This is a genomic window from Paenibacillus sp. MBLB1832, from assembly GCF_032271945.1.
Taxonomy (GTDB): Bacteria; Bacillota; Bacilli; order Paenibacillales; family NBRC-103111; genus Paenibacillus_E; species Paenibacillus_E roseopurpureus.
Genome location: NZ_CP130319.1, coordinates 5,766,635 through 5,791,903, shown reverse-complemented (window position 1 = coordinate 5,791,903; position 25,269 = coordinate 5,766,635). Strand labels below are relative to the sequence as shown.

Genomic DNA, 25,269 nt, shown 5'->3' with positions numbered 1-25,269 from the left:
TTTAGCAGGGTTTATCTTATGTAGAAGTTAGTATATAGTCAACCTTCATGTTTGACAAGATAACTCCAATTGAAGTTTAAAAATCAAAGGTTGATATACATTTCAAACCATGCAGGAGCACGAAAATGCAACCCAAGGTTAGTTTGTGAAATATACTTTCTCGCAAGGAAGTCTTACGATAATGACATGGTGCCACGGCCTTAGCGCCAACCCAAGGGGTCATATTTAACATAATGGAGGTAGTTAGGATGAAGGTTAAAGCGGGTATAGTAAAATCAGTTTTGCCATGGATGCTCATTAGCTCGGTGGCAATCGTCGGCTGCAGTAAAGAGGGTGATGGAACAGCTGTAAAGTCCAGTGCTGCACCAGGAAGCACAGCACAATCACAGCTTGCACCCAGGGAATTGAATTGGTACTACACAGGTCCTGGTCCTCAGAAAGATGTTGCACTTATTGAAGAGAAGATGAACGCTTATCTGAAGGATAAAATCAATGCGACGGTGAAGCTGCATGCACTGGATTGGGGTAGCTACGACCAAAAAATATCCACGCTCCTTGCCTCAGGCGAGAGTATTGATTTAGTCGTAAGCAATAGCTGGGCATTTCAATACCCCAATGCGGTAGCGAAGGGACAGCTGACTGATTTAACACCGTTACTTGATAAGTATGCGCCTGAAACCAAAAAGCTTCTGAGTGAGCGCAATTGGCTCGAGCCTCAAGCCATTAATGGAAAGGTTTACAATCTTCCTACGATTAAAGAAATGGCCTCCCAAGCTGGCATTATGTTCAACAAGGATCTTGCGGACAAGTTTGGTATTGATGTAACGAAAATCAAGACCTATAAAGATCTTGAGCAAGTGTTTAAGGTTGTGAAGGAGAAGGATCCTTCGATTACACCATTCGCTATGACTAACGGGTTAGATGTAATTCATGCCGGATTGGGGTGGGATTTGACTATTCCTTATTCCATTAGCACTGGAATCTATTTAGATCCCTCAACGGATAAATGGGCTCCGATTTTTTCGAATCCCATTTATAAAGATTATTTAACTCAAACCAGAAATTATTATACCGAAGGGTACATTAATAAAGATGCTGCGACCTTGAAGGATGTAGTTCCTTTGATGAAATCAGGTAAAGCCTTTAGTTATCCTAGCCAATTAAAGCCTGGCAACGACAAAGAAGCATCCAAATCGTATGGAGTTAATCTGGTCCAAGTGCCATTATCCAAAGTGGTATCTACGCAAGGCGATCTTACGAACTCGATGATGGCTATACCTACAACATCGAAGGATCCTGCCCGTGCCCTGATGTTCTATAACTTGATGTATACGGATCCGTATCTGATCAATCTGATGGATTATGGCATAGAAGGAACTCATTGGGTATGGTTAGACAAGGAGAAGCAGATCATTGACTTCGCACCGGCCACGAACGGCGGGAAGGACTCGGGCTGGAACCATGGCACCAACTGGCTCTTTGGAAACCAACTGCTTTCCTACATCTTTAAGGGTGAGGATCCAAACAAGTGGAAAAATTTTGAGGAGTTCAACAAGTCAGCGACAAGAGGTCCGGATTTCGGCTTTACCTTCGATTCGGAACCGGTGAAAAGAGAAGTGGCGGCACTCAAAAATGTGGATACCGAATTTAAGGAGCCTATGTTTGCAGGTGCCATTGATCTTGATAAGTATCTTCCTACATATGAGAACAAAGCGAAGGATGCAGGGTTGCTGAAGGTCATTGATGAAATGAACAAACAATATGAGGCTTTTAAGGCCAAAAAGAAATAGTAGGCTTTGCGAAGATAACTGTCGAGATCACTCGGCAGTTATTTTGCATTTTTGAACCAAAATACAGATTTCAAACTTCACAGGGGTACGAAAATGCAACCAAAATGAACAATGTGTAATATTTTTCTCGTTCATTCTCCTTTATTATTCTCATATCAACCACAAATATAGGAGGCCAACAATGAGTAAAATAGTTAACCGAACCAAATCAAGTCCGTCTTTTTTCCGGGAGCTTAATAGAAATAAAGCCTTATTTCTTATGGTGTTGCCAGGGGCATTTCTATTCTTGTTATTGAGCTATTTGCCCATGCCGGGCGTGTTGATTGCTTTTAAAGATATGAAGTTTTTTTCAAGCAACCTGTTTACCAACTTCTTCCAAAGCAAGTGGGTGTTTTTCGACAATTTCAAGTTTTTTATAAGCTCACCAGATGCCTATATTATTACGAGAAATACCATTTTATACAACATTTCATTTATTGTACTCGGGAATGTCTTTGCAGTGGTATTTGCTATAATGCTGGATGAAATCAAAAGTAAATATTTTGTTAAAACATATCAAAGTGCATTCTTGTTGCCTTATATTCTTTCTTGGATTATTTTGAGCTATATTTTATATGCTTTTTTGAGTCCAGATCTAGGTTTCGTTAATCGAAGTATTTTGGAACCGATGGGCCTTCCCTCCGTCATGTGGTACTCAGAAACGAAATATTGGCCATTCATCTTGTTCCTATTAAACACGTTGAAATACACAGGCTATAACACGATTATTTATCTTGCGGCAATTGCAGCGATTGATGAGAGCTACTATGAAGCAGCGGCCATGGATGGGGCAAGTAAGATGCAGCAAATCAGTAAAATTACGGTTCCAATGCTTTCGGGCATTGTTATTGTGATGATCTTGCTAGGGGTAGGGAGAATCTTCAACTCTGATTTCGGTCTGTTCTTCCTAACGCCAATGGAGAGCGGTTCCTTATTCAATGTGACCAATGTGATTGACACGTATGTATTTAGAGCGTTGCGGGGGACTGGAGATATCGGGATGTCTGCAGCCGCAGGATTATATCAATCCGTCATGGGCTTTGTATGTATTATGACCGTCAACATGTTGATAAAAAAATTCGATTCGGATAAGGCCATTTTTTAAAAAACGGGAATGTTGATAAGGGAGAGCGATTATCGTGAGTACAAGTTACAATGTCAACGAATTAAAACCTGCAGGGAAAATGATGATCCACGCAATTATATCTGCCTATGCGGTTCTCTGTGTGATACCATTCATTCTCGTCGTTGCGATTTCGGTTACAGATGAGAAGACACTAGGCCAGATGGGCTATTCCTTCCTGCCAACTAAGCTGTCCATCGATGCGTATCGATATATTTTAACTGGAAGTAATATGGTGATTCAGGCCTATGGCATTACAATTTTGACAACGGTATTGGGTACGATTCTTGGATTGTTGGTCACTTCTCTCTACGCGTATGCAATTTCCAGAAAGGATTTTAAGTACGGACGTTTCTTTACAGGCTATGCAGCGATAACCATGCTCTTCAACGGAGGACTTGTTCCATGGTATCTGGTATGTACCAAGCTCCTTCATTTAAATGATACCTTCTATGCCTTAATTATCCCGTATTTGATCAGTGCGTTCTATGTGATCATTATGAAAGCTTTTTTTCAGAGCGGTGTTCCTGATTCTATTATCGAATCAGCCAAGCTGGACGGAGCGGGAGAATTTCGGATCTTCTTCTCCATTGTGACTAGAATTTCACTTCCCGCCTTTGCCACAGTAGGTTTGTTTCTAGCACTAAGCTTCTGGAACGATTGGTGGCTTCCTATGATGTTTATTGAAAAGCAATCCTTAGTGAACCTCCAATTCCTGTTATATCGAATTCAAAACAACATGGTATTTCTTACTTCAGGCCTTGTTTCTTCGGATGCAAGTGCTTCCGTGGCAGACATGCCTGCTGAAAGTGCACGGATGGCCATGGCTGTCCTGGCAACCGGTCCGATCATTCTTGCATACCCTTTTGTACAGAAATACTTTGTCAAAGGTCTTACCTTGGGTGCGGTAAAAGGTTAAAATTTTAAAAAAGAAGAATGGAGAGATTCATATGGCAAAACGATTTTTCTCAAATGATAGCTTTTGGAACACGAAAATTGAACAAAACCCTAAAATCTTATCGCGTTCAGACCATTATATTAAGCTGATGAAAGAAGCTGATGCAGAAGGCGGATTTCATATTAATTTGCACGCATGGACGATTCCTGTGTATGAGGTTACGAAAGACACGCCAAAAGTTACTGTAGCCAAGAGAATGAAGGATCACACAGGCGAGGGCAGCGCGTTTTACAAAAACTCGAAAGCATTTATTGATCAGCATAACGATCATCCACGCGGCCATGGGCCTGGGTTCGGAATTGACGTACCGATACCTGAGGATGCGGTGCCAGATAAGGAGTCCGATTCACATATGGCGCTGGTCGATTATGAGCAGGGTATTGCATGGGACATGTGGGCGGCTGAGCGGAAATCAGACGGTTCGTGGTGGTCATGCACCGGAATGACCTATGATTTATATGGCAGCGGGGTATTCAATCCGGCGGATTTTCCTATTCATAACGGGGAAAGCATTCACCTGTACGGACCTTCCCGTGCCTCTGGCGTTCCCATTATTGCAGGGCTGATTATGCATGATGAGCTTACTTCAGGTAAAATTGAACATAAGCTGGCATGTGCATGTGCATGTGTAGGGCTGCTAGAGCATGTGTTTCCACCTGCAATTTGGACAGACGGCGCTTATCCGAATGGAATTCCAGAAGGTACATTGATTCAACTGGATCCTGAAGTAGACTTGGACGCTTTTGGCTTGTCCCAAGAAGAGAAGATTATCGCGAAAGCTCTTCAAGAATACGGTGCGGTTATGACCGATTATGCAGGGGGAGTAACGCTTTACGGCGAAGGTCTATGGTCGAACAAGACGAAGAGTTGGGACGGCCTTTTGGATGAGAATGGCTTACGGAACATTCCTTTCGACAAATATAGATGCATAGAATCGGGTGTGACAGTTGAAAAAGGCATGGTACCTATGCCCCACAAATTGTTGTTTAAAACCTATTACGATCAAACCGGTTTACCTGAGCATGATTTCAAATGACAAGTGAATGCGAATTGCTTACTAAGGATCCGTATCAAATTCGGTCAACTGTTTATAATAATCGGGCACTATCCCAAACTACTTCAAGGAGTGAACATCATGTCATCCAGCAGCCACAAGCAGCAAGGGCAATCCCGTAAAAACACAACGACGCGAACAACGGATCAGAGCAGCAATAGCAAGGGGAATAACGCGAATACCTGAGGAGGCGATTGAGCATGCTGAACAATCTAGATAGCAATTACGATTGCGCGAATGCAGGCTCTGATTTGCACGAGCTGCTGCAGGAACTGGAGCAATGCCAGGGCTCCGAAGAGGACAAGAATCGACTGGAAAACCAGATTCGATTCATCCGCAACACCTGCTCGATCACGCACGAACATACGCCTACATGAAGAAAGGCTGACGCCAGTTACAACTGGTGTCAGCCTTTCTTCATTTATCGTTTCGTCATCTGATTCAAATCCGACGTCAACTTGTCCAATTGCAGGAAGCTCTCCAAGATGTCGCGAATACGGCTATCCTGCGTAATCATACTAGCGGACATTTCCTGAATGGACGCCATGTTCTCTTGCGTAATCCCCGCGATCGTCACGATCTGCTCGGTGATCCGCGTGTATTGGTGGTGCAGGTCTTCCGCCGAGCTATCGACTTGCGCCGATTGGCTCTCGAGATGGCTCGCGTCATCCGCCAGCGAGCGCATGACGTGCGCAACCTTCTGCGCGGCAACGCTGGAGCTGGCCACGGATTGCTGCCCTTGCAGAACCTGCGCCGCGGCTAAGGTCGTCTTGGAACGGATATCTTCGAGAATCCGTTCAATCTGCTCGGTGGACTGTTGGGACGACTCCGCCAACTTCCGGATTTCCAGCGAGACGACGGCGAAGCCGCGTCCATGCTCGCCTGCGCGCGCTGCCTCGATGGCAGCATTCAGCGCCAGCAGGTTGGTCTGCGTCGAAATATGCTTGATCGATGCGACGATGTCACTGATGCGCGAGTTCTGACTATCGAGCTCATTCATCAATTGCACGGACGTATCGATCGATTCGTGAACATGATTCATTTCCGTCTCCAAAGACGCGGCTTCTTCACTACCGACCTTCGTAAGCTGTGCGGAGCTGACAGACAGGTCTCTCATTTCTGTTGAGCGGTTCGCTAACGAGGTAACAGATTGCTCGATACGGCGAATGGATTCCGAGATGTCGGTAATGCTCATCGTTTGTGTCTCGGTGCTTGCCGTAATCTCGCCGAAGGCTTGCGTCACTTCCTTCGAAATGGCACCTGTCGAGGTGGCGTTCTGCTTCAAGTTCGAGCTGAATTCATTCAGCAGAACGAGCGATGAGGAGACTTGATTGATCAGCTCCATGGATTTATTTTTCTCCAGAATGGCTTGTTCGCGTTGGTCGTTGCTGTCTTTCTGTAATCGTTCACTGAACTTCGTGGAAATGAACAAAGGCACGGCAACGAGAGCGAGATACATAAAGATTGTGATGATGTCATTATCGCCGAATATGTCGGTTTTTAAGGGACTCGAGAAGAAGTAAGCGGTCAGAAGAACACCCATGAGACTGGAAAAAGCGATGGCGCGAGAGCTGCCGTATAAAGTCATGATGGCGAGGTTCACATAGACGAGGATATACGTGGTGATGATCGGCCCAGTTTGCATAAGCAATAACGTAAGTAAGGTTACAATGGCGGAAATGACGTACATGACATAGGTTGAAAGCCATCTTTTATACGTGAGAACTGTTGCAACCCCACAAGTTAAGGTGCCGACGATGAGGAGTACCTGGATGGAGTCCATACCTGCGCCGGTTAAGAAATCAACGCCGATGCCGAGCAGCAACATCCCCCAAATAATATTGACAAGCAATTTGTTGCGGCGGTGCAAAGTTTCCATATAACTCATGATCTGTCCACCTTTTCCCATAAAAATGTATATAAAAAATGATACCACAACCCGACATATTTTGACATCTATTTCATCAATTTCATAGGACTATAAGCGCATGCGAAATAAGCCGCTTTGCCCAACTGATAGCAGGAGGGAAAGCGGCTTTTGGTCATTTATTTGTAAAATGGAGATCGAATTTCATGACCTGCTACAACGAACTCCGCCGCACCCCCGCATAAGCGATCCCAGAGCCAATGACTAAGCTAAGCATGGCCACCATCGTGAAGTTGCTGAAGCTCCGATTGATTTCCTCGCTGTTGACGATAATCATGCCCGCATTCGAAATCACAAAAGAACTGACGATCAGCGCCGGCATCGTCTTCCGCAGCATGCCGAAAAACATAGGCACCAGCGCAGCACCTACAGTAGACAAGGCGAAAATCACCATGCGCAGCGCCTCCTCCAGCAGCCGATTGCGCGTCAACGCTTCAGTGATATAGTGGCACTTCGTGTTGGCAAGGAGGAGCATGGCAACCACGACGATATTCGATAACAGCACCGTGGCGAAAGTCCACACCGCGATGATCAAGAGCTTCGCCACGAAGATGAGATGGCGTGGCACGGGATACGCGAAGAGGAGCGTAATCGTTTTGTTGCGGTACTCATCAATCACCATGCGTGACATAAGCACGGACGCGAACACAATGAAGGTAATCCCGACATAATTCATAATACTCACAAAGGCACGGTCATACGTATGCACCTCATTATTCGGCACATCGCTGCCGACGACCCACAGCACGAGCAGGACAGTGGTCAATAAGGCGCTAAGCAGCATGCCGCGCCACTTCGTTTTCTTTACTTCCAGCTTAATGAGCTTCCACAGCATCGCGTCGCCCTCCTTCAATGAGCCCAAGGAAATAATCTTCGAGCGAGCGTGACTTCTTGTTCAACGCTTCTACGCCGATTCCGTGGCCTACCAACAGCCGATTCAGCTCCACAGGCGCCAGACTTGTCTCATAAATGCGAATGGCACCGCGGTCCATCACCTTATAATTGGTCAGCGCAAGCCGATCCTCCAGCACAAGCACCGCTTGCTGCGTATCCGTGACGACAATCTCAATATACGCGTTATGCCGTTCACGGATCTGCTCCATCGACACCTCTTCCACCAATCGCCCGTGGTTGATGACGCCGATCGTATCGGTCAATTGTTCAATTTCCTGTAAAATATGACTTGAAATGAGCAGCGTCATCCCATATTCCTTACTCAGCATCCGAAAAAGGTCGCGTAGCTCCCGAATCCCCGACGGGTCCATGCCATTCACAGGCTCATCGAGGATGAGCAGTTCAGGCTTCGTACAGATCGCCCTGGCGATGCCGAGCCGCTGCTTCATGCCGAGGGAGAAGTACTTCACCGGCTTACCGCCAATGTCGTAGAGCCCGACGAGATCCAGCGCTTCGCGCACCGCTTTTTGATCATAGAAGCCCATATACTCGCAGTGCAACTCCAAATTTCCGCGCGCCGACAGGTGCTCATAGAAGATCGGATACTCAATAATGCTGCCAATGCGCTTCATCGTTTCATAGGAGCGGGGTGTCAGCGGAGCGCCAAACAGCTCAATTTCACCACTCGTCGGCGGCACCAGATTCGTCAGCATGCGCATGACCGTCGTTTTCCCCGCACCGTTGGGCCCGAGGAAACCGTAAATCTCCCCGCGGCGAACCCGCATATTCACGGACGTGATGACCTCGGTGTTCTTAAAGCGTTTCGTTAGCTGCTTGGTTTGGATAATCGTGCTCATGACAATCAGACCCTTCCTTTCAAAAGCGAATTGCAGGAAAACGGACCGTAAACACGGTCTTTTCATGAGGAGTACTGTGCACGGTGATGCTGCCCTCCATGAGTTCAACGAGCCGTTTCGTAATCGTCAGCCCAAGGCCACTGCCTTGATAGGTCTGATTCCTCGAATCTTCCAGCGTGTATAGCCGCTCGAACACCTGCAAGCGATCCTCTTCACCGATACCTCTGCCGCGATCCCACACGTCGATATACACACTCTCCGCATCATGCCGCAGCGTAATCCCTACAATACCGCCGCTGTTGCCATAACGGATAGCATTGGAGAGCAGATTTTGCAGCACACGCCCCAGCGCGTCCGTATTGCCATAAGCATAAACAGGCTCATCGGGAATCGCGACAGCCACGTCAAGGCCTTGAGATTCAATCATCTCATAGAAAAAAAGAATTCCGTTCCTGCACGCCTCATTGACATCGATTTTGGTTAATGGCATGGTAAGATCGCCTGCTTCTAGCCGGGCTAATTCGAAAAACTGGTTCGTCAGATGGAGAATGTCGAGCGTTTTCTCATGAACCTTCTGAGAGAGTCGCCTTCGCTCCTCGTCAGTGGCAGAGCTGTCATGCACGATCGTCTCCGTCAAGCCGAGAACGACGGTCAATGGTGTTTTGAGGTCGTGGGACATGTTGGCGACCATCTTTTTGATCGAATTTTCCATGCGGGTATAGTCCGCTTCAACTTTACGGCCCGCCTGCAGCAGCCGATTAATCGCAATTAATAAATGCTGAAGCTGTGCCGAATTCGTATGCAGGAGAACTTGCTCCGCCGATTCCTGATCCAGGATGGCATGCAGTTTCGTTTGCAAATAGCGAAGCTCACGTGACTGGCTGATCCGCTGCCACAATTGGATGATCAACAGCAGCCCTAGGAGGAGGCAGAGGCCGAGTAGAAGCAGCATCATGTCAGAAATCCCCCATTTTATAGCCAATCCCCCATACGGTCTTAATGTAGCGAGGGTTTGCCGGATCGTCCTCAATTTTCTCCCGCAGCCGGGAAATATGGACCTGTATCGCATTCACATCGTCGTAATACGCGTCATTCCAGACGGAACGATAGATCTGCTCTTTTGAGAAGGCGCGTTTCGGGTGGGACATGAGCAGTTTCAGAATGAGCAGTTCTTTTGCCGTCAGATTAAGGGGCTGGCCTTGTTTCGTGACGAGATGCTCTTCAGGATAAAGCGTTAATTCGTGGATGTGCAAAATAGGTGATTCCACATTCGCAGCTGGCGTGCTGGCATAATGGGTAGCACGTCGGAGTATCGCTTTCACCCTCGCCGAGAGCTCGATGAGTGAGAATGGCTTGGCGAGATAATCGTCGGCCCCGAACCCAAGACCAAGCGCTTTCTCCACATCGCTGTCCTTCGCAGACAGAATCAGAACTGGCACCGTGCTCGTGCTCCGAACCCTCCGCAGCACCTCCATGCCATCGACCCCAGGCAGCATCAGATCAAGCAAGATTAAGTCGTAGGAGTCCTCGGCAAAAAGCCGCAGCGCCGCCTCCCCATCAGGAGCATGACGTACGGTGAGGCCGTCTTTCTTTAAATGGTCGCGGACCATTTCAGCAATCGCAACATCATCTTCAATAAGCAAAATGGAATTCGCCATGTCGTGTCGTTACCACCTTATAATCAACGTGCTTTCAGTATACCGCTTTACGTGATGAGATTGAAACGCGGAGGGTTAGTTAGCCACATCGCGTTTTGCGAACACAAACCACGCCAGACCAAGGAAGAGAACTTGATAACATGCAAGCATTATTAGTGAAAAAGAAAGCGACATCGAAGCCATTAGCGGCCTGCCGTCGATATAGAGCAGCAAATTCGTATTGGCGAACAGAAGGAATTTGGACCATGCGAATGGCTTAAGGACATAGGCAAGCTGTGCGCCCGTCAGCAGAACGAACAAGGAAATTCCGATCGCCATCGAGCTTGCTCGGAACACAGAGGAGAACATGAAGGCCAGCGTCACCATGACAAGCCATTCGATTATGCTGTAGCCTACCGCTTGCCATACGTAACCAGATTGGGTGAGCGTAGTTCCTGCATGAAGCTCGGAAGCACCGCTGAAGCCGAAGAGCAGACCGCCCGTCAGGAAGGCTGAGACTAGAAGGAGCAAGATCAGTCCAAGTCCGTACAAGAGAACGGTGCCATATTTGGATAAAAGGATCATGGAGCGGCTGAATGGGCGGATGAGCAGCATTTTGATCGTGCCTCCCGAAAATTCGGAAGCAACGATGCCCGCGGCCACGATGATCGTAAACAAGGTGACGATATCCATCAAATTCGGGATGGCCGTGAGAATCAGATCCATGAATTGCCACACATTGTTGACGTGGAGCTCCTCCTCGCTCGTATGCTGGCAAAGTATACCTACTGCTATAGCGAAGAGGGGCACTAAAGCCGTCATCACCCAGGTTCCGACTCGGGTGAACAGCTTGATGAACTCATTGAGCAAGAGTTGGTTTAGATTACGCATGATGCAGTCCCTCCGTAAGCGCGATGTATTTCTCTTCGAGCGTTTCTGTTAATGCTAAGTCGACCAGCGCGAACGTCGAGCGCAAACGGCCTTCGATGACGACGCCGAAGCGGTCGCAGAGCTGTGCCATTTCGGCGAGGAGATGCGAAGACACCATCACGGCAATGCCTTCCTCGGCCGCAAGCTTGCGCACGAGTTGGCGCATGTTGCGAATGCCGGCAGGATCGAGTCCGTTGGTCGGCTCATCCAGGATGAGGACGGCGGGCTTGTGCAGCAGCGCCTGGGCGATTCCGAGCCGCTGACGCATGCCGAGCGAGTAGGTTTTCACCTTTTCATGAATACGGCTGTCAAGCCCGACGAGTTGCACGATCTCGTCGATGCGGCTTTGCGGGACATCCTCCGCCATGCGGGCGAATTGCCTTAGATTTTGCATCCCCGTGAGATGCTTGTAGAGCTCAGGATTCTCGACAATCGCTCCAACGTGGCGGATTGCTGCTTGGAAGCTGCTGCGAATGCTGTGCCCGTTCACGGTCACATCGCCATCACTCATCGCGAGGAGGCCGACCATCATGCGGATGGTCGTGGTTTTGCCTGCGCCGTTGGGCCCGAGGAGGCCGAACACCTCCCCAGGATATAAATCAAAACTGATGCTATCCACAATGCGTTTATGTCGAATCTGCTTGGTCAGATTGTGTACGTTGACCACAGGTTGAATCGTTGAATGTGTCATTCGTGTACCTCCGATAGGATCATTGAGACGCCTGCCTGAATTGGCGAGGTCAGCGTTTCATACACCCATCTTACCGAACACATCATGCAGGACTCTTTCTGAAATCTTACGAAAGTCTTTCAGACATAAATCCATATTTTGTAGTATGATAGACTTGTACTAAATAAATAGACATATTCATATCTTCTAAACGTATGCATACCCCGTGTTTTGGCGATACAGCTACGGTAGGAGGTGAAAGAGTTGTCAGAGAAAAAAGGTGATGACGAAATGATTAACAAAGACAAAACTGAAAAAGCACCACAAGTGACGACTGTTTCCAACGATCAAGCTATACAGGCGGCTAAGCAGCAGTTTGAGGCATTTCGTGAGACATTTAAGAAGTTGGCGAAGAATTAGTGTATATCCAGGTCACTCTTGAACAAATCATCATGTTTCATGATTTCACGCTTGAGCAAGATGGTGGTCTCTCAGGCATTAAAGATTATGGGCATTTAGAAGCAATTTGGGACAAGCCCTTTCATCATTACTTCGGAGAAGAATTGTATCCGGGACTTGCTTATAAAGCGGCGATTTATCTCGAATCCATTGCACAGGCGCACGCTTTTAATGATGCCAATAAAAGAACCGCGGTCCTCGTCATGTTAGCATTTCTTAGTATGAATGGACGGCCGTTGCGATGTTCCGAGAAAGAACTTTTTGATATAACAATAGCCTTAGTAACTCGTCAAATCGATATTGGAATAGCAACCAATTGGATTGCTCTAAACATATAAAACACAATGATTAACCGCTCTCTTTCAGAAATATTAGGAGGGCGGTTTGTTTTTCGAAAACGTACACGCTCAGCGCATTTCTTGATTGAACCAACATCTACAGGTAAGATGAAGGAAGACATGGAAGTGACATTTTCACATATGGAGGAGGGCATGCATGTTAGCTGATTTGCAACCCGTTGAAGGTGGATACGTCGTTCGGTATGAGCGTCATTGGCAGCACACTGTGGATCAGGTATGGGCCTGGTTGACAGAGAACGAGAAGCTGGTTCAGTGGTTCCCAGAGCTTGAGGTCGTGGAGCTTCGAGAGGGCGGGGGTATCAAGTTTAACATGCCAAACGGGACTTACTTGACGATGGATATTCTCGCTTGCGTGCCGAAGTCGGTATTGGCGTTCACGTGGGACAAGGATTCTGTGCGGTTTGAGCTGCATGCGGAGTCGGATGGAAGCTGTCGCGTCGTATTCTGCGAGTATGTGCATCACATAACGGAACATACGCCGAGGGATTTGGCTGGATGGCATGTCTGTCTTGATGTCATTGAAGCACTGTTAGACGGGAGAGTCATCGAATCGCGCAAAGATCGCTGGAATTCCTGGTACCCGAAATATAAACAACTCACCGATGCGGAGGGGTAAAGATGAAAGCACTTTTCATAGGGGGTACAGGCACCATCAGCTCGGCAATTACGAGACAGCTGCTAGATCAGGGTTGCGAGCTATACTTGCTGAACCGAGGCACGCGAAATGCGTCCTTGCCAGCAGGAGCGCGCATTCTGCAAGCGGATATTAACGATGAAGCGCATGTTGCTAAGCTGATCGAGGACTTGTCCTTCGACGTCGTTGCTGATTTCATCGCGTTTGAGCCATCACAGCTGGAGCGAGATTATCGCCTTTTCCAAGGTAAAACGAAGCAATTCATCTTCATCAGCTCGGCCTCGGCATATCAGACGCCGCTTTCGGACTATCGCATCACCGAGGGAACGCCATTATCGAACCCGTTATGGGCTTATTCTCGCAATAAAATCGCCTGTGAGGAGTACTTGATCAAGCAGTATCGAGAGCATGGCTTCCCGATCACGATCGTTCGGCCCAGCCATACGTATGATGAGCGCTCAATTCCGCTCGGTGTGCATGGCAGCAAAGGGTCTTGGCAGGTGGCGAAGCGCATGCTGGAGAACAAACCCGTGCTCATCCATGGCGACGGCACCTCCTTATGGACGATGACGCATAACAGCGATTTCGCCAAAGGGTTCATCGGACTCATGGGCAACCTTCATGCGATCGGAGAATCCGTACATATAACGTCCGACGAGACGTTGACATGGAATCAAATTTACACAGCTATCGCTGATGCGCTGGGCGTCCAGCTGCATGCCGTGCATGTGGCATCGGAATTCTTGGATGCGTGCAGCACGCAGGATTATCGGGGCGGATTGCTCGGGGATAAGGCCAATTCGGTTGTTTTTGACAACGCGAAGCTGAAGCGTCTGGTGCCAGAGTTCGTCGCGACCACGCGGTTTGACCAAGGGATCAAGCGCACTATTGCCCATATTCTAGCGAATCCTGAGTTGCAGAAGGAAGATCCAGAGTTTGATGTGTGGTGTGACAACGTTGTTAGCGCGCTGGAGGCAGCGAAGAAGGCGATTTTGGGTTGAGCATAGAGAAGGCACTCTCAGGTTGAGGGTGTCTTTTCAATGGAAACACAAGGAATTTTCATTGGGGAGGGAGCCATGGATGTCGCAGTACATTAGGATCGGACTTTTTTCGAAAATCGCCCAAGTGACCATCCGTACGCTGCGCCATTATGATGAGCGGGGGCTGCTAAAGCCTGCCTACATTGATGCGGCAACCAGCTATCGCTATTACACCTACGACCAACTCACTCGGATTCATCATATCGTTGTGCTGAAGGAAACGGGATTTTCGCTCGATGAGATCGCGGTGATGATCGATCAAGCACTCACGATGGATGACATGAAGCGTATGATGCAGAAGAAGAAATCGGAGCTGGCCAGTCAAATTAATGAAGCTACGCAACAAATGGCGCGCATTGAGTCAAGGCTGCACCTACTAGAACAATTGGGTGAGAAGCCTGCCTACGAAGTTGGGATCAAGCAGGTGCCAGCACTCTACGTGGCTGGACTTCGCCGGATTGTGCCGCGTCCTCAGGATATGCCGGTCTATCGCTGCCAGATGTTCGAAGAACTTGAAGAGGCGCTAGGTGAAAGTGCCATAGCCAGCGCCATGCAGATGGAGTACGTTCTGTATCACATGACAGAGTTCATTGAGGAGAATTTCGACATCGAGGCAGCGTTTTGCTTCCCGTCCACAGCTACTCTACGCCCAGATGGCCCCGTTACTTTGTATGAAATTCCAGCAGAGCCGCTAGTGGCCAGCCTTGTTTACAAGGGGCCATTCATGGGCGTGGGAGATGGCATTTTGGCACTTTTTACGTGGCTCGGAGGTAACGGCTACTCGCAAATTGGTCCCGTGCGTGAGCTGCATTTGTTCGGCAGAGAAAATCACCTAAATGACTACAATAACGTGGTTGTTGAGCTTCAAGTTCCCATATCCAAATAGCCCGCCAACTCTTTTCACAATATCTCTTGACTCTCCTGTTACGGTAGACAATATCGTTAGGGTATCGAAGACGAGGGGGAATGAAGTATGGGTAAACAGGTGAATGTGATTTTTGGAACGGGGCCTTTAGGAATGGCGGTCATGCGGGAATTAAAACGGCGCGGGGTCGAGCGGATTCGCATGGTCAATCGCAGCGGCAGATTGTCCGAGGAGGCAGCGGTTGAAGTGGCTCGAGGGGATGCGTCCCAGCTTGCTGAGACCGTGGAGCTCTGCAAGGATGCTGCGGTGGTTTACCACTGTGCCCATCCAGGCTACACGAATTGGCCAACGCAATTTCCTGGTCTTACCCGGGGGATTATGGCGGGTGCCGCTGCTGCAGGTGCGAAGCTGATCTATGGCGACAACCTGTACATGTACGGCCAAGTGAATCAACCTCTGACGGAGAACCTGCCGCACCTCGCTACGGGTAAAAAAGGGCTAACACGCGCCCAGATGGCGGAAGAATTGCTGCTTGCGCACCAATCCGGCAAGCTCCGCGTGGCTATAGGCCGCGCCTCGGATTTCTATGGCCCAGGGGTGAAGCAGTCCTCCCTAGGTGATCGCGTATTTGGCTTCGCTCTAAGCGGTAAGCCTGTAGATCTGTTAGGTAACTTGGATGTGCCGCATACCTACACGTATATTGATGACTTCGCCCGAGGTCTTGTGACCCTCGGCCATGAGGATCGCGCGCTGGGCCAAGTATGGCATGTGCCAAGCGCTAAGACGCACACAACGCGGGAGATGCTTGGGCTCATCTTCGACGAGCTAGGCTCTGCGAGAAAAATCCGTACATCCTCACGCGGTATGGTGACGATGATTGGTCTTTTCCATCCGATGTTGAGGGAGCTCAAAGAGGTGTTTTATGAGTTCGAGCAGCCATTCGTCGTCGATCACAGTAAATACCTTGCTGCCTTCGGCGACCAAGGTACAACACCGCACGACGTCGCGATCCGCGAGACCGTGCGCTGGTATCGGCAGGCGATGGGGGAGTAGCTGATGTAGCTGCTGAACATGCAGCATCTTAGCAAAAGACCACATTCGGACGGAACGTCAATGCGCTATCTGCGGCAAAATAGCTCAAATAAGCCATCACGCGGAACGTCGATGACTTATTGCACCCAAGAATCGCCGAAAACGCCGAAAATTGGGCAAATAGCGCACTCACGTTCCGCCTGCGCCGCCGCCCAACCCAAAAAGGCACCCCTCCCAGGGTGCCTCTTCTCTAATACCCGTCCGACCGCTGCCCAGCGCTCTCGGCCATTTCCGCGCCTGCCTTCGCGGCAGGCGAGCCCAAGTGCTCCATCTCCACCTTCGCCTGCGCGAGGCCTTCCGCCACCCGCCGACCATAATCCGGGTCGGCCTGCGTAAAATAACGGATCATGTTCGCCTGGATTACAGGCTTACAGATCTTCAACGCATCCACCAGATTCGCGATTAACTCATCGCGCTCCCAATCCTCGAACTTGCGGTACGTATCGCCCGCCTGCCCAAAATCGTTCGTGCGGCTAATCTTCTCACGCACGAGCCGATCATGATACATCGGCTGATGCTCGCGACCCGATGGCGCCGCTTCCTGCAAGCCGCCGAGCGACGATGGCTCATAATTCACATGCGGATTCTGCCCCGCAGCTTTATCCACCATCAGCGTCATTTGTCCATCCCGCTGGTTCGTCGCGACATGCGACTTCGGCGCATTGATCGGCAGCTGCAAGTAATTCGTCCCTACACGATACCGCTGCGTATCCGAATAGGAGAAGGTCCTGCCCTGCAGCAGCTTATCATCGGAGAAATCAAGGCCATCCACGAGCACGCCCGTTCCGAAAGCCGCCTGCTCCACCTCAGCAAAATAATTCTCCGGATTGCGGTCCAGCACCATTTTGCCTACCTTACGAAATGGAATCTTCTCATGGTCCCACAGCTTCGTCGGATCCAGCGGATCGAAATCGAGCTCAGGGTGCTCGTCGTCACTGAGAATCTGCACGCACAGCTCCCACTCGGGGTAGTCGCCCTTCGCAATCGCTTCGTATAGATCCTGCGTGGCGTGGCTAATATTTTTACCTTGAATCGCCTCGGCTTCGGACTGCTTTAGATTCTTCATCCCTTGCTTCAGCGGCTCCCAGTGATATTTCACGAGCACCGCATCCCCGTTGGCATTGACCCACTTGTACGTATTGACGCCCGAACCCTGCATCTGCCGATAATTCGCGGGAATCCCCCACGGCGAGAAGAGGAACGTAATCATATGCGTCGCTTCGGGCGTATTGGATACGAAATCGAACATTTTTTCCGGATTCTGCAGATTCGTCACAGGGTCTGGCTTAAACGCATGCACCATATCAGGGAACTTCAACGGGTCTCGGATAAAAAAGATTTTCAAATTATTGCCGACCAAGTCCCAATTGCCATCCTCGGTATAAAATTTCGTAGCGAAGCCGCGCGGATCACGCAGCGTTTCTGGCGAGTAGGTGCCGTGCACCACCGTCGAAAACCGCACAAATACAGGCGTCCGCTTTCCCTTTTCCTGAAAAAGCTTAGCCCGCGTATATGTCGAAACCGGCTCGTCGCCCACCGTCCCATACGCCTCGAAATAGCCGTGAGCCCCAGCGCCGCGCGCATGCACCACACGTTCTGGAATACGCTCCCGATCAAAATGCGAGATTTTCTCGATATAATGGTAATTCTCAAGCGTCGACGGCCCGCGATTACCGATCGTGCGAATGTTTTGATTATCCGAGATCGGATGGCCTTGGCGATTCGTTAGCGTCATTTTACTCGTATCATGAGAACTTGTATGTTCTGACTTATCATGGTTCATTGTTCTAATGCATCCTCCTAACCGTAGTTAGAAGTAACTTTTACCAATGATAGGGAGATTATTCCTTATTAACAAAGTAGGGCGAGCATGATTACATCAAGCAGCTTTTTAGTCACCTCGTGCATCATGTATTGCCTCAGGAGACCTTCCTCTTGGAAGCCCAGTTTTTTCAGGAGCCTTAGAGAAGCAGCGTTCTCGGGATAGACCTCGGCCTGTATCCTGCGCGCACCGACGTGTGTGCGAGTGAAGTCGAGAACGGCTTGTAGTGCTTCGGACATAATGCCTTTGTTCCAATGCTCTGCTTTTAATTCATAGCCAACAGACAATGGGAAAAGAGGAGTATCTTCAAAATTACCACGCGTTGGCATGATCATAATAGTACCCAAAATTTCCGATTGTGCTGTTGGCCCATACGAGATCCCCCATGGAAGGAGCTTTCTTGCATGAAAAGCTTGGTGCCATCCATTAATCAGCGCCATTGAATCTTCAATTGAAGAGGGACCCAGCCAATCTAAATGTTTGGTAACAAGCGGATTCGTGTAATAACGATACAAATCTTCTGCATCCTCAGAAACAATCTGTCGTAAAAAGAGCCGTTCCGTACGTATGTAGGGGAAGGTAGTAAATAGTTCGGCAATAGACATGGGTAACATACCTTCCTCCAAAGAATATAATTACCGAAATTGTACACTTGTAGGGTTAATAAATACTTAAAGGAACATAAATTTTAGAAAAAAAGCCCTCACTCTCTTTCCGAAGAAAGGAGCAAGGACTTTGTAAGATCTTCATCACTATACTTTTCTTAAAAATCAAAGTTATCCGGATCCGGTCCCACACGCAGATTCTGATTCATCCCATCGATCAAGCTCATATCCTCATCCGTCAGCTCAAAATCAAAAATCGTCCCGTTCTCCAGAATCCGATTCGCCTTCGTCGATTTCGGGATTGTGACGATCCCGCGCTGAATATCCCACCGCAAGATCACTTGCGCGATGGATTTGTTATGTTTGGCCGCGATAGCTTGCAGCGTGCTGTTATCTAGAAGCTGGCCCTGCATAAGCGGCGACCAGGCTTCTAGTTGAATGCCATTCGCTTTGCAGAAGTCGTGCAGGGGTTGTTGAGAGAGAAGAGGGTGAAGCTCCACCTGATTCACCATCGGAATGGTTTGCCCTGTGCGCATCACATCCTCTAGATGATGAATTTGAAAGTTGCTTACACCGATTGCCTTAACACGTCCTTCTTGGTAGATCTTCTCCAGCGCCCGCCATGCATCCACGTATTTGCCTTGGACAGGCCAATGAATGAGGTACAGATCCAGATAGTCCAGGCCAAGCTTCCCTAGGCTGGTTTCATAAGCCGCAAGCGTAGAAGCGTACCCGAGGTCAGCGTTCCACACTTTGGAGGTGACGAAAATGTCCTCGCGCTTGATGCCATACGCCGCCATACCTTCGCGGAGCCCTTGACCCACGCTAGCTTCGTTCCCATAGATCGCCGCAGTGTCGATGGAGCGGTAGCCGATGCGGAGCGCCTCTTTCACGGCCTCTGCGGCTTCAGGTCCTTCCGCAACTTTGAAAACACCAAGCCCAAGCCAGGGCATAGCAACACCGTTGCTTAGGGTAACTGTCGATTGAAGGTGGTTGGTTGTTGGGTTAGCTGATGAATGTGTCATTGTAATACTCCTCCTAAAATGGTTGATTGTGATCGTTGCGTTTGGTCGGATTTCTCCAGTTTTCGGCTCCAAACCGTGAGTGCAACAGCGCCGAGGACCATAAGTCCGCCGACCCACGTTGTATGAATAAGCCCGATGGAATCGGTGATGATGCCGCCTAGGAAAGCGCCGCCCGCGATTCCTGCGTTGAAAGCCGCGATGTTGAAGGCAGAGGCCACATCCTTGGCCTCAGGGGCGAATCGTTCGGCAAGCTGAACCACATAGATTTGCAGCCCCGGCACATTCATGAAAGCGAGTAATCCCATGAAAAATAGCGTGACCAAACTCGCAACCTGATATGTGGCCGTGAACATGAATAGGAATAGGACGAGCGCTTGGAAAAGAAACATCACCAGCAATGCCTTGCTCGGCTTGCGGTTCGCGGCGCGTCCTCCGATCACGCCCCCCATATACCGAGGCCCCAACCTTCCGGTCCTCCGACTTAAGAGCGGTGAACCGCTTCTTAAATCGTAGAATTAGCTAGTTTGAGTGGAAATAGGAGTGGTCAACCGCTCTTAAAGTAGCGTCGGAGTGCCAGTTAGGGTACCTCTCTATTGGACAAATCCAGTGTTATGCTCGAACCGTGCCATCACACCCGACAAAACACAGCGCAGGATTACTCCCACGCTGCCAATTCATGTCCGAGCTAAGCGAGGCTCTCAATTAATTCCGCCAGCGAGAGCTCTGCCAACGAACCGAACACGCGCGGCTCCCCGTCAAAAATGAGCGCTCGCGTCACCGGGTTCGGCGTCACGATCACGTGCATGCCTGCGGCAACGGCCGCGCGAGCGCCATTCGGCGAATCTTCGATCGCCAAGGCTTCCGCCGGCTGTACACCGAGATCCCGCATAGCCAGCTCGTAGAGCTCGGGGTGCGGTTTGACCATGGAGACATCCTCCGCTGTGCGAATCGCCTCGAAATAATACCCAACCCCTAGCTGCGACAAGTACTTGTCGATCCAGGACCGTTTGGAGCTGGAAGCCAAGCCAATGCGGAGCCCCAACCGCGCAGCCTCCTCCAAATAAGCGAGCACGCCAGGGCGGATGCGTTCTTGGTCCATCTTTTTATCGTGCCGAGCGTGTACATCTTGACGAAATTGCTGCGCATCTAACCCCTTTTTCTCGACAATATAGGCATAGGGGTCAAAAACGTGTAAAGAAGTGCCGATACACTGCCCGTACATCTCCAAGGTCAGCTCAACCTCATGCTCAAGATAAGCCTCCCGAAAGGCCTCATACCAAGCGGTCTCCGTATCCAGAATCGTCCCATCAAAATCAAAAATCACCGCTTTTATCCGTGACATAGCTATTCCTCCTCGTTCCCAACAATTGCTAAACTTCACAAATTTCAAAAAAGATGAAAGGGTTTTCGACAATTTTGTCGAAATGTAGTGGATAGCGGAACTGCCTAGATATTCCAACTTATGCGCTGTATATTCTTGGAGGTGTTTTTGTTAACTATGTCACAAGCTAAAACGCAAGGCAAGTCATCCGTTATTCCTCGCTATTTCCGTTCGTTACCCTTCAAAATTTCAGCCTGCACGGCCGTGTGCTATATCGTCATTTGTATATTACTTACATTTACTTCGTACCAGCAGCATCAAAAGCAAATGAAGGAAAATTTGACGGCGCTCGAAGAGATTTTCCATGCACCGCTCATACAAAAAATAGATAGCATCGAGAAATCAAAAGTCGAACTCAAGAAAAACCAGGAAGCGTACAAAACGGTCCCTGAGGTCATGCAAGTACAAGTGGATATGGACCGCGTCTCTCAGAGCGAATTAGTTGAGAATGCGTATTTATTTTATCCTGAGTGGACGACTTCGGATGGAGAGCCTGCGTTGTTGAACCTTTTGTCGAATGCAGAGCTTTATGTAGATGAGAAACCGGCTCAACCCTATGTGCCGGTCGAAGAGTTGCGCGTGGCCTTGCAGGAAGCGGAGAAAACTGGCTTCGCAATCACTGGCGTCTACGAGGACTCGCTAGGGACATGGATTAGTGCAGTCAGTGCTCTGCGGGATAAGGATGGCAAGCTAGTCGCTTTTGCAGGACTTGATTTCGATTACAGCATCATTAAGGCGCAAATGGCCAAATACACGAACCAATCTATATGGGCGGGTCTCATTGCCGTCGTGTTTGGGACATTCGTAATTTCAATAACGATTAGAATTTATCTCCGTCAAATCAAACCGCTGGTCAAGCTTGCGCAGGCAGCAGCCGAGGGGGATCTTTCCAACGTCGCGCTAGTCAAAAGCAAAAGCCAAGACGAATTGGGTGATCTCGGCAATCACCTCAAAGATATGGTCGGCAATCTACGCGGGCTGATTGTCCAGATTGCGCAGGCAGCGCAGCAAGTTTCTTCCGCATCAGAGACACTTCGAGATGGCGCGCAGCAGACGAGTAGATCCACTGCATCGGTGGCGGAGATGATGGGGCAGCTTGCTTCCCACTCCGATCAGCAGAGCCAAGGCACGGAAGAAAGCAGCCATGCTATGAACGAAATGGCGGTCGGCATTCAACGCGTTGCCGAATCGGCGGGCCATGCGACAGATATTTCGAGCCATGCTCATACGCATACAAGCGAAGGTAATGCGCAGATGAAGCGGAGTAAGCAGCAAATTGCCGAAGCGTTAACCTCCGTTCAGCAGGCTGTCGGTGCAATTCAGAGTTTGAAGTCGATGTCGGAGGAGATTGGTGAGATCACCGTTCTCATCACGAGCGTAACGAAACAGACGAACCTGCTTGCGCTGAATGCCTCAATCGAAGCGGCTAGAGCAGGCGAGCACGGCAAAGGCTTCGTAGTCGTATCCACAGAAATCCGCAAGCTGGCGGATCAATCCCGCTTAGCGACAGAGCGAATCGCCGAACTCGTCGAGCGAGTCCAGCATGAGACAGCTTCTGCTGTGGTCGCGATGGATCGCGGTCTCGGCGAGGTGGAAGCGATGCAAACCGTCGTTGAACAAACAGACGGCACGTTCGAGCAGTTGTCTCACACGGTGCAAGAAGTCGTTGACCAAATGACCGATGTGTCTGCGGTATCCGAGCAAATGTCCGCCAGCTCCGAGGAAGTGCTTGCCGGCATCGTCGAAATGGCGGAATTAACCCGCCTGACGACAGAGCTGACGAAGGCCGTGGCAACTGCATCGGAGCAGCAATTAGCGACGATTTCGGAAGTTTCTCGGACAGCGAACGAGTTGAGCGGCATGTCCCATGATCTGGGCCAGGCTGTAGCGCGATTTAAAGTATAAATTGGAAGAAGAAGGATGCCGCGGGCATCCTTTTTTCATGAAGAAACCCTTGACTAACTCAGGATTAAATCAGGCAATGTGGTATATGAAGGTTCACTGATCGACATTGTGACGACGCAGATGCTGCTCAAATTAGGTGCCTCCGTGTTACGGAGGTACCTTTTCTGCTTTGAAATCGAGGTCTTCCCTTGTGTTAAGGGAGGATTTTTGGCACAATATGAACTAGATAGCACGTGAACGTCTTGAAAAGAGGATAACGAAATGAATACATCATCCATATATGGATTAACGTTTGACCAATTAGTGGCATGGCTCGGGGACAAAGGGTTCAAGAAATCCCGAGCATTGCAAGTTTGGGATTGGCTGTACCGCAAGCGGGTCGGTTCTTTCGCAGAAATGACCGATGTGAAACCGGATAGCTTGGCTGTTTTAGAGGAGCATTTCGCGATTCACACGCTGACTGAGCATACGCGCCAGGAATCGGCGGATGGGACGATGAAGTTCCTTTTTAAACTGGAAGATGGCAATTTGATCGAAACGGTGCTCATGCACCACAAATTCGGCTTGTCCGTCTGTGTGACGACGCAGGTGGGGTGCAACATTGGGTGCAGCTTCTGTGCGAGCGGATTGCTGGCGAAGAGCCGTGATCTCACAGCGGGTGAGATTGTGGGACAAATCATGAAGGTCCAATTCCATCTGGATTCGCTGGGCCAAGGCGAGCGCGTCAGCCACATTGTCGTGATGGGCATCGGCGAGCCGTTCGACAATTTCGAGAATATGACCGATTTCATCCGCGTGGTGAAAGATCAGAAAGGTCTCGACATCGCCGCCAGACACATTACCGTGTCCACCAGCGGGCTGGCGAATAAGATTCGCGAGTTTGCCGATTCCGACCTGAAGGTGAATTTGGCCATTTCCTTGCATGCGCCAACGAATGAGTTGCGGACACGCATCATGAAAATCAACAAAGCAATCCCGATTGAGACGCTGATGAGCGCGATTGAGTATTATTTAGAAAAGACGAATCGTCGAATTACGATCGAATATATTTTGCTCAAAGACGTGAACGATGGGCACGAGCATGCGCTGCAACTGGCTGAGCTGATCGGGCACATCCGCCAGCTGGCGAATGTGAACTTGATCCCGTATAACCCGGTGGATGAGCATAGCCAGTATCAGCGGACAGACCGCGAGACCGTGCGCGCCTTCTACGACACGCTCAAGAAGCAGGGCATCTCCTGCAGCGTGCGTTTGGAGCACGGAACGGACATTGATGCGGCGTGCGGCCAGCTGCGGAGCAAGCAAATCAAACAAGCCGGCGAGAGCGTCGTCGCGGGGTGAAACAGAGCCTGTGAATCGGAGGGATTCACGGGCTTTTTGCCATATGCTTAGGACAGCGCATTCATGGCGAGAATAGAGAAGAAAGAAATGGAGATGTCTTGCATACAATGAGTACAAGCCCGTCTTTTCACGTTGTGATTAGGCGATTGAGCCATAGCTTGTCTACAGTTCCTAAGGGAGGTCACACGTATGAAGAAGTTTGTGCTGGGTGTCATTTGTGGTGTTGCTTGCATGGCAGTGACCGCTGCTAATGCGTCAGACGCGATTCAAACGAGTAGACAAGTTGTGGTGAATGGGACGAAGCTGGATACGCCTGTTCAAGTCACTAGCGATGGAACAACGTTGACCTCGACGCGGGCGATTGCGGAAGGGCTGGGCGCCAAAGTGACTTGGCAAGAAGAGACGAATACGGTGATTGTTAGCGGAGGAGCTGCGCCGACCGCTGCTGAGGCAAATGGGCAGGAGGCTAGCTTTGTATCTTCCCTGCTTCATGGCAAATATAGCTTGAACTTTGAGGTCATTAGTCAACAGGTGGAGGGTCATCCAGACACAACTGTTGTTTTTTCAGATGGGTATGTGGACGTGCCTGAAAATACAGATCAGCAGAAGCTGTTCTTACTTCTTTTGGTCGATCAAATGGGGGGTATCTCCAGCTCAACCATCGAGTTCTGGTCTAATAAAGAGCTTGCCCAAGCATACGTTACTGGTAACTATCAGGTGGATGGGATCGAGGGCTGGTCGGGGTTGAACGCACGTTTTGGTTTGTTGACAAAAGCGGGAGGGAAGCGCTCGCTTTCACATATTTTGAGCGTACATGAGCGTGATAGCGTGAATGTGGGAATGTATAAGTAGCTCCGCCGTA

General features: G+C 49.5%; 25 protein-coding genes and 2 pseudogenes. 14 read left to right on the top strand and 13 right to left on the bottom strand.

Annotated features, from left to right (window positions below):
* Positions 1-248 precede the first annotated feature (248 nt).
* The 5 genes from MJB10_RS26325 to MJB10_RS26305 all read left to right on the top strand — a co-directional run bounded on the left by MJB10_RS26325 (position 249) and on the right by MJB10_RS26305 (position 5,341).
* The gene (locus MJB10_RS26325) at positions 249-1,790 is read left to right on the top strand and encodes an ABC transporter substrate-binding protein (protein ID WP_314800180.1); all 1,542 of its coding nucleotides are present in this window, start codon (positions 249-251) and stop codon (positions 1,788-1,790) included.
* A 181-nt stretch (positions 1,791-1,971) separates the two neighbouring features.
* Positions 1,972-2,934: an ABC transporter permease subunit gene (locus MJB10_RS26320; protein ID WP_314800178.1), complete on the top strand. Its 963-nt coding sequence runs from the start codon at positions 1,972-1,974 to the stop codon at positions 2,932-2,934.
* A gap of 34 nt (positions 2,935-2,968) precedes the next feature.
* Entirely contained in the window at positions 2,969-3,871 is a 903-nt protein-coding gene (locus MJB10_RS26315; protein WP_314800177.1) for a carbohydrate ABC transporter permease, read from the top strand.
* Between the two features lie 31 nt (positions 3,872-3,902).
* A complete protein-coding gene (locus MJB10_RS26310; protein ID WP_314800175.1) occupies positions 3,903-4,946 on the top strand; it encodes a hypothetical protein in 1,044 nt (347 codons plus the stop codon).
* Positions 4,947-5,164: 218 nt separating this feature from the next.
* Positions 5,165-5,341, top strand: a complete 177-nt coding sequence (locus tag MJB10_RS26305; protein ID WP_314800174.1) for a DUF2524 domain-containing protein — start codon at positions 5,165-5,167, stop codon at positions 5,339-5,341.
* Positions 5,342-5,385: 44 nt separating this feature from the next.
* On the opposite strand, the gene MJB10_RS26300 is transcribed toward MJB10_RS26305, so the two are convergent.
* The 7 genes and pseudogenes from MJB10_RS26300 to MJB10_RS26270 all read right to left on the bottom strand — a co-directional run.
* Positions 5,386-6,852 (bottom strand): methyl-accepting chemotaxis protein, encoded by a 1,467-nt coding sequence (locus tag MJB10_RS26300; protein WP_314800173.1) that lies wholly within the window; start codon positions 6,850-6,852, stop codon positions 5,386-5,388.
* Between the two features lie 193 nt (positions 6,853-7,045).
* A complete protein-coding gene (locus MJB10_RS26295; protein ID WP_314800171.1) occupies positions 7,046-7,726 on the bottom strand; it encodes an ABC transporter permease in 681 nt (226 codons plus the stop codon).
* Positions 7,707-8,642 carry an ABC transporter ATP-binding protein gene (locus tag MJB10_RS26290; protein WP_314800170.1) on the bottom strand — a complete coding sequence of 312 codons (936 nt, stop codon included), beginning with the start codon at positions 8,640-8,642 and terminating at the stop codon, positions 7,707-7,709. Before MJB10_RS26290 ends, MJB10_RS26295 begins: the two co-directional genes overlap by 20 nt.
* 19 nt (positions 8,643-8,661) lie before the next feature.
* Positions 8,662-9,597 (bottom strand): sensor histidine kinase, encoded by a 936-nt coding sequence (locus tag MJB10_RS26285; RefSeq protein ID WP_314800169.1) that lies wholly within the window; start codon positions 9,595-9,597, stop codon positions 8,662-8,664.
* 1 nt (position 9,598) lies between these two features.
* Positions 9,599-10,300, bottom strand: coding sequence for a response regulator transcription factor (locus MJB10_RS26280; RefSeq protein WP_314800167.1), 702 nt, complete (start codon positions 10,298-10,300; stop codon positions 9,599-9,601).
* Positions 10,301-10,375: 75 nt separating this feature from the next.
* Positions 10,376-11,170 carry an ABC transporter permease gene (locus MJB10_RS26275; RefSeq protein ID WP_314800165.1) on the bottom strand — a complete coding sequence of 265 codons (795 nt, stop codon included), beginning with the start codon at positions 11,168-11,170 and terminating at the stop codon, positions 10,376-10,378.
* Positions 11,171-11,252: 82 nt separating this feature from the next.
* Positions 11,253-11,885: pseudogene (locus MJB10_RS26270) on the bottom strand (ABC transporter ATP-binding protein); the annotation flags it as partial.
* A gap of 258 nt (positions 11,886-12,143) precedes the next feature.
* Between MJB10_RS26270 and MJB10_RS26265 the strand changes: the two are divergent.
* The 6 genes from MJB10_RS26265 (at position 12,144) to MJB10_RS26240 (ending at position 16,289) form a co-directional block, all read left to right on the top strand.
* Complete coding sequence (locus MJB10_RS26265) at positions 12,144-12,299, top strand: hypothetical protein (protein ID WP_314800164.1); 156 nt, start codon at positions 12,144-12,146, stop codon at positions 12,297-12,299.
* Positions 12,299-12,676, top strand: a complete 378-nt coding sequence (locus tag MJB10_RS26260) for a type II toxin-antitoxin system death-on-curing family toxin (RefSeq protein ID WP_314800162.1) — start codon at positions 12,299-12,301, stop codon at positions 12,674-12,676. Before MJB10_RS26265 ends, MJB10_RS26260 begins: the two co-directional genes overlap by 1 nt.
* A gap of 157 nt (positions 12,677-12,833) precedes the next feature.
* Positions 12,834-13,313, top strand: a complete 480-nt coding sequence (locus tag MJB10_RS26255) for an SRPBCC family protein (RefSeq protein WP_314800161.1) — start codon at positions 12,834-12,836, stop codon at positions 13,311-13,313.
* 2 nt (positions 13,314-13,315) lie between these two features.
* Complete coding sequence (locus tag MJB10_RS26250) at positions 13,316-14,332, top strand: SDR family oxidoreductase (RefSeq protein WP_314800160.1); 1,017 nt, start codon at positions 13,316-13,318, stop codon at positions 14,330-14,332.
* Positions 14,333-14,411: 79 nt separating this feature from the next.
* Positions 14,412-15,257 carry a MerR family transcriptional regulator gene (locus MJB10_RS26245; RefSeq protein ID WP_314800159.1) on the top strand — a complete coding sequence of 282 codons (846 nt, stop codon included), beginning with the start codon at positions 14,412-14,414 and terminating at the stop codon, positions 15,255-15,257.
* Positions 15,258-15,344: 87 nt separating this feature from the next.
* Positions 15,345-16,289: an NAD-dependent epimerase/dehydratase family protein gene (locus MJB10_RS26240; protein WP_314800158.1), complete on the top strand. Its 945-nt coding sequence runs from the start codon at positions 15,345-15,347 to the stop codon at positions 16,287-16,289.
* Between the two features lie 28 nt (positions 16,290-16,317).
* Here the strand turns inward: MJB10_RS26240 and MJB10_RS26235 are convergent, their stop codons facing one another.
* The 6 genes and pseudogenes from MJB10_RS26235 to MJB10_RS26210 form a co-directional block, all read right to left on the bottom strand.
* Positions 16,318-16,461, bottom strand: coding sequence for a hypothetical protein (locus MJB10_RS26235; RefSeq protein WP_314800157.1), 144 nt, complete (start codon positions 16,459-16,461; stop codon positions 16,318-16,320).
* A 57-nt stretch (positions 16,462-16,518) separates the two neighbouring features.
* Positions 16,519-18,111 carry a catalase gene (locus MJB10_RS26230; protein ID WP_397386559.1) on the bottom strand — a complete coding sequence of 531 codons (1,593 nt, stop codon included), beginning with the start codon at positions 18,109-18,111 and terminating at the stop codon, positions 16,519-16,521.
* A gap of 68 nt (positions 18,112-18,179) precedes the next feature.
* On the bottom strand, positions 18,180-18,755 hold the full coding sequence (locus tag MJB10_RS26225) for a GNAT family N-acetyltransferase (protein WP_314800156.1): 576 nt from the start codon (positions 18,753-18,755) through the stop codon (positions 18,180-18,182).
* 158 nt (positions 18,756-18,913) lie between these two features.
* Positions 18,914-19,780 (bottom strand): aldo/keto reductase, encoded by an 867-nt coding sequence (locus MJB10_RS26220; protein ID WP_314800155.1) that lies wholly within the window; start codon positions 19,778-19,780, stop codon positions 18,914-18,916.
* A pseudogene (locus tag MJB10_RS26215) lies at positions 19,777-20,229 on the bottom strand (MFS transporter); the annotation flags it as partial. The gene MJB10_RS26220 and the pseudogene MJB10_RS26215, both read right to left, overlap by 4 nt.
* A gap of 236 nt (positions 20,230-20,465) precedes the next feature.
* Positions 20,466-21,122, bottom strand: coding sequence for an HAD family hydrolase (locus MJB10_RS26210; protein WP_314800154.1), 657 nt, complete (start codon positions 21,120-21,122; stop codon positions 20,466-20,468).
* Positions 21,123-21,278: 156 nt separating this feature from the next.
* Between MJB10_RS26210 and MJB10_RS26205 the strand changes: the two genes are divergently transcribed.
* The 3 genes from MJB10_RS26205 (at position 21,279) to MJB10_RS26195 (ending at position 25,259) form a co-directional block, all read left to right on the top strand.
* The gene (locus MJB10_RS26205) at positions 21,279-23,066 is read left to right on the top strand and encodes a methyl-accepting chemotaxis protein (RefSeq protein WP_314800153.1); all 1,788 of its coding nucleotides are present in this window, start codon (positions 21,279-21,281) and stop codon (positions 23,064-23,066) included.
* Between the two features lie 261 nt (positions 23,067-23,327).
* Positions 23,328-24,407 (top strand): 23S rRNA (adenine(2503)-C(2))-methyltransferase RlmN, encoded by a 1,080-nt coding sequence (rlmN, locus tag MJB10_RS26200; RefSeq protein ID WP_314800152.1) that lies wholly within the window; start codon positions 23,328-23,330, stop codon positions 24,405-24,407.
* Between the two features lie 189 nt (positions 24,408-24,596).
* Positions 24,597-25,259, top strand: a complete 663-nt coding sequence (locus tag MJB10_RS26195) for a stalk domain-containing protein (protein ID WP_314800151.1) — start codon at positions 24,597-24,599, stop codon at positions 25,257-25,259.
* Positions 25,260-25,269: the final 10 nt, after the last annotated feature.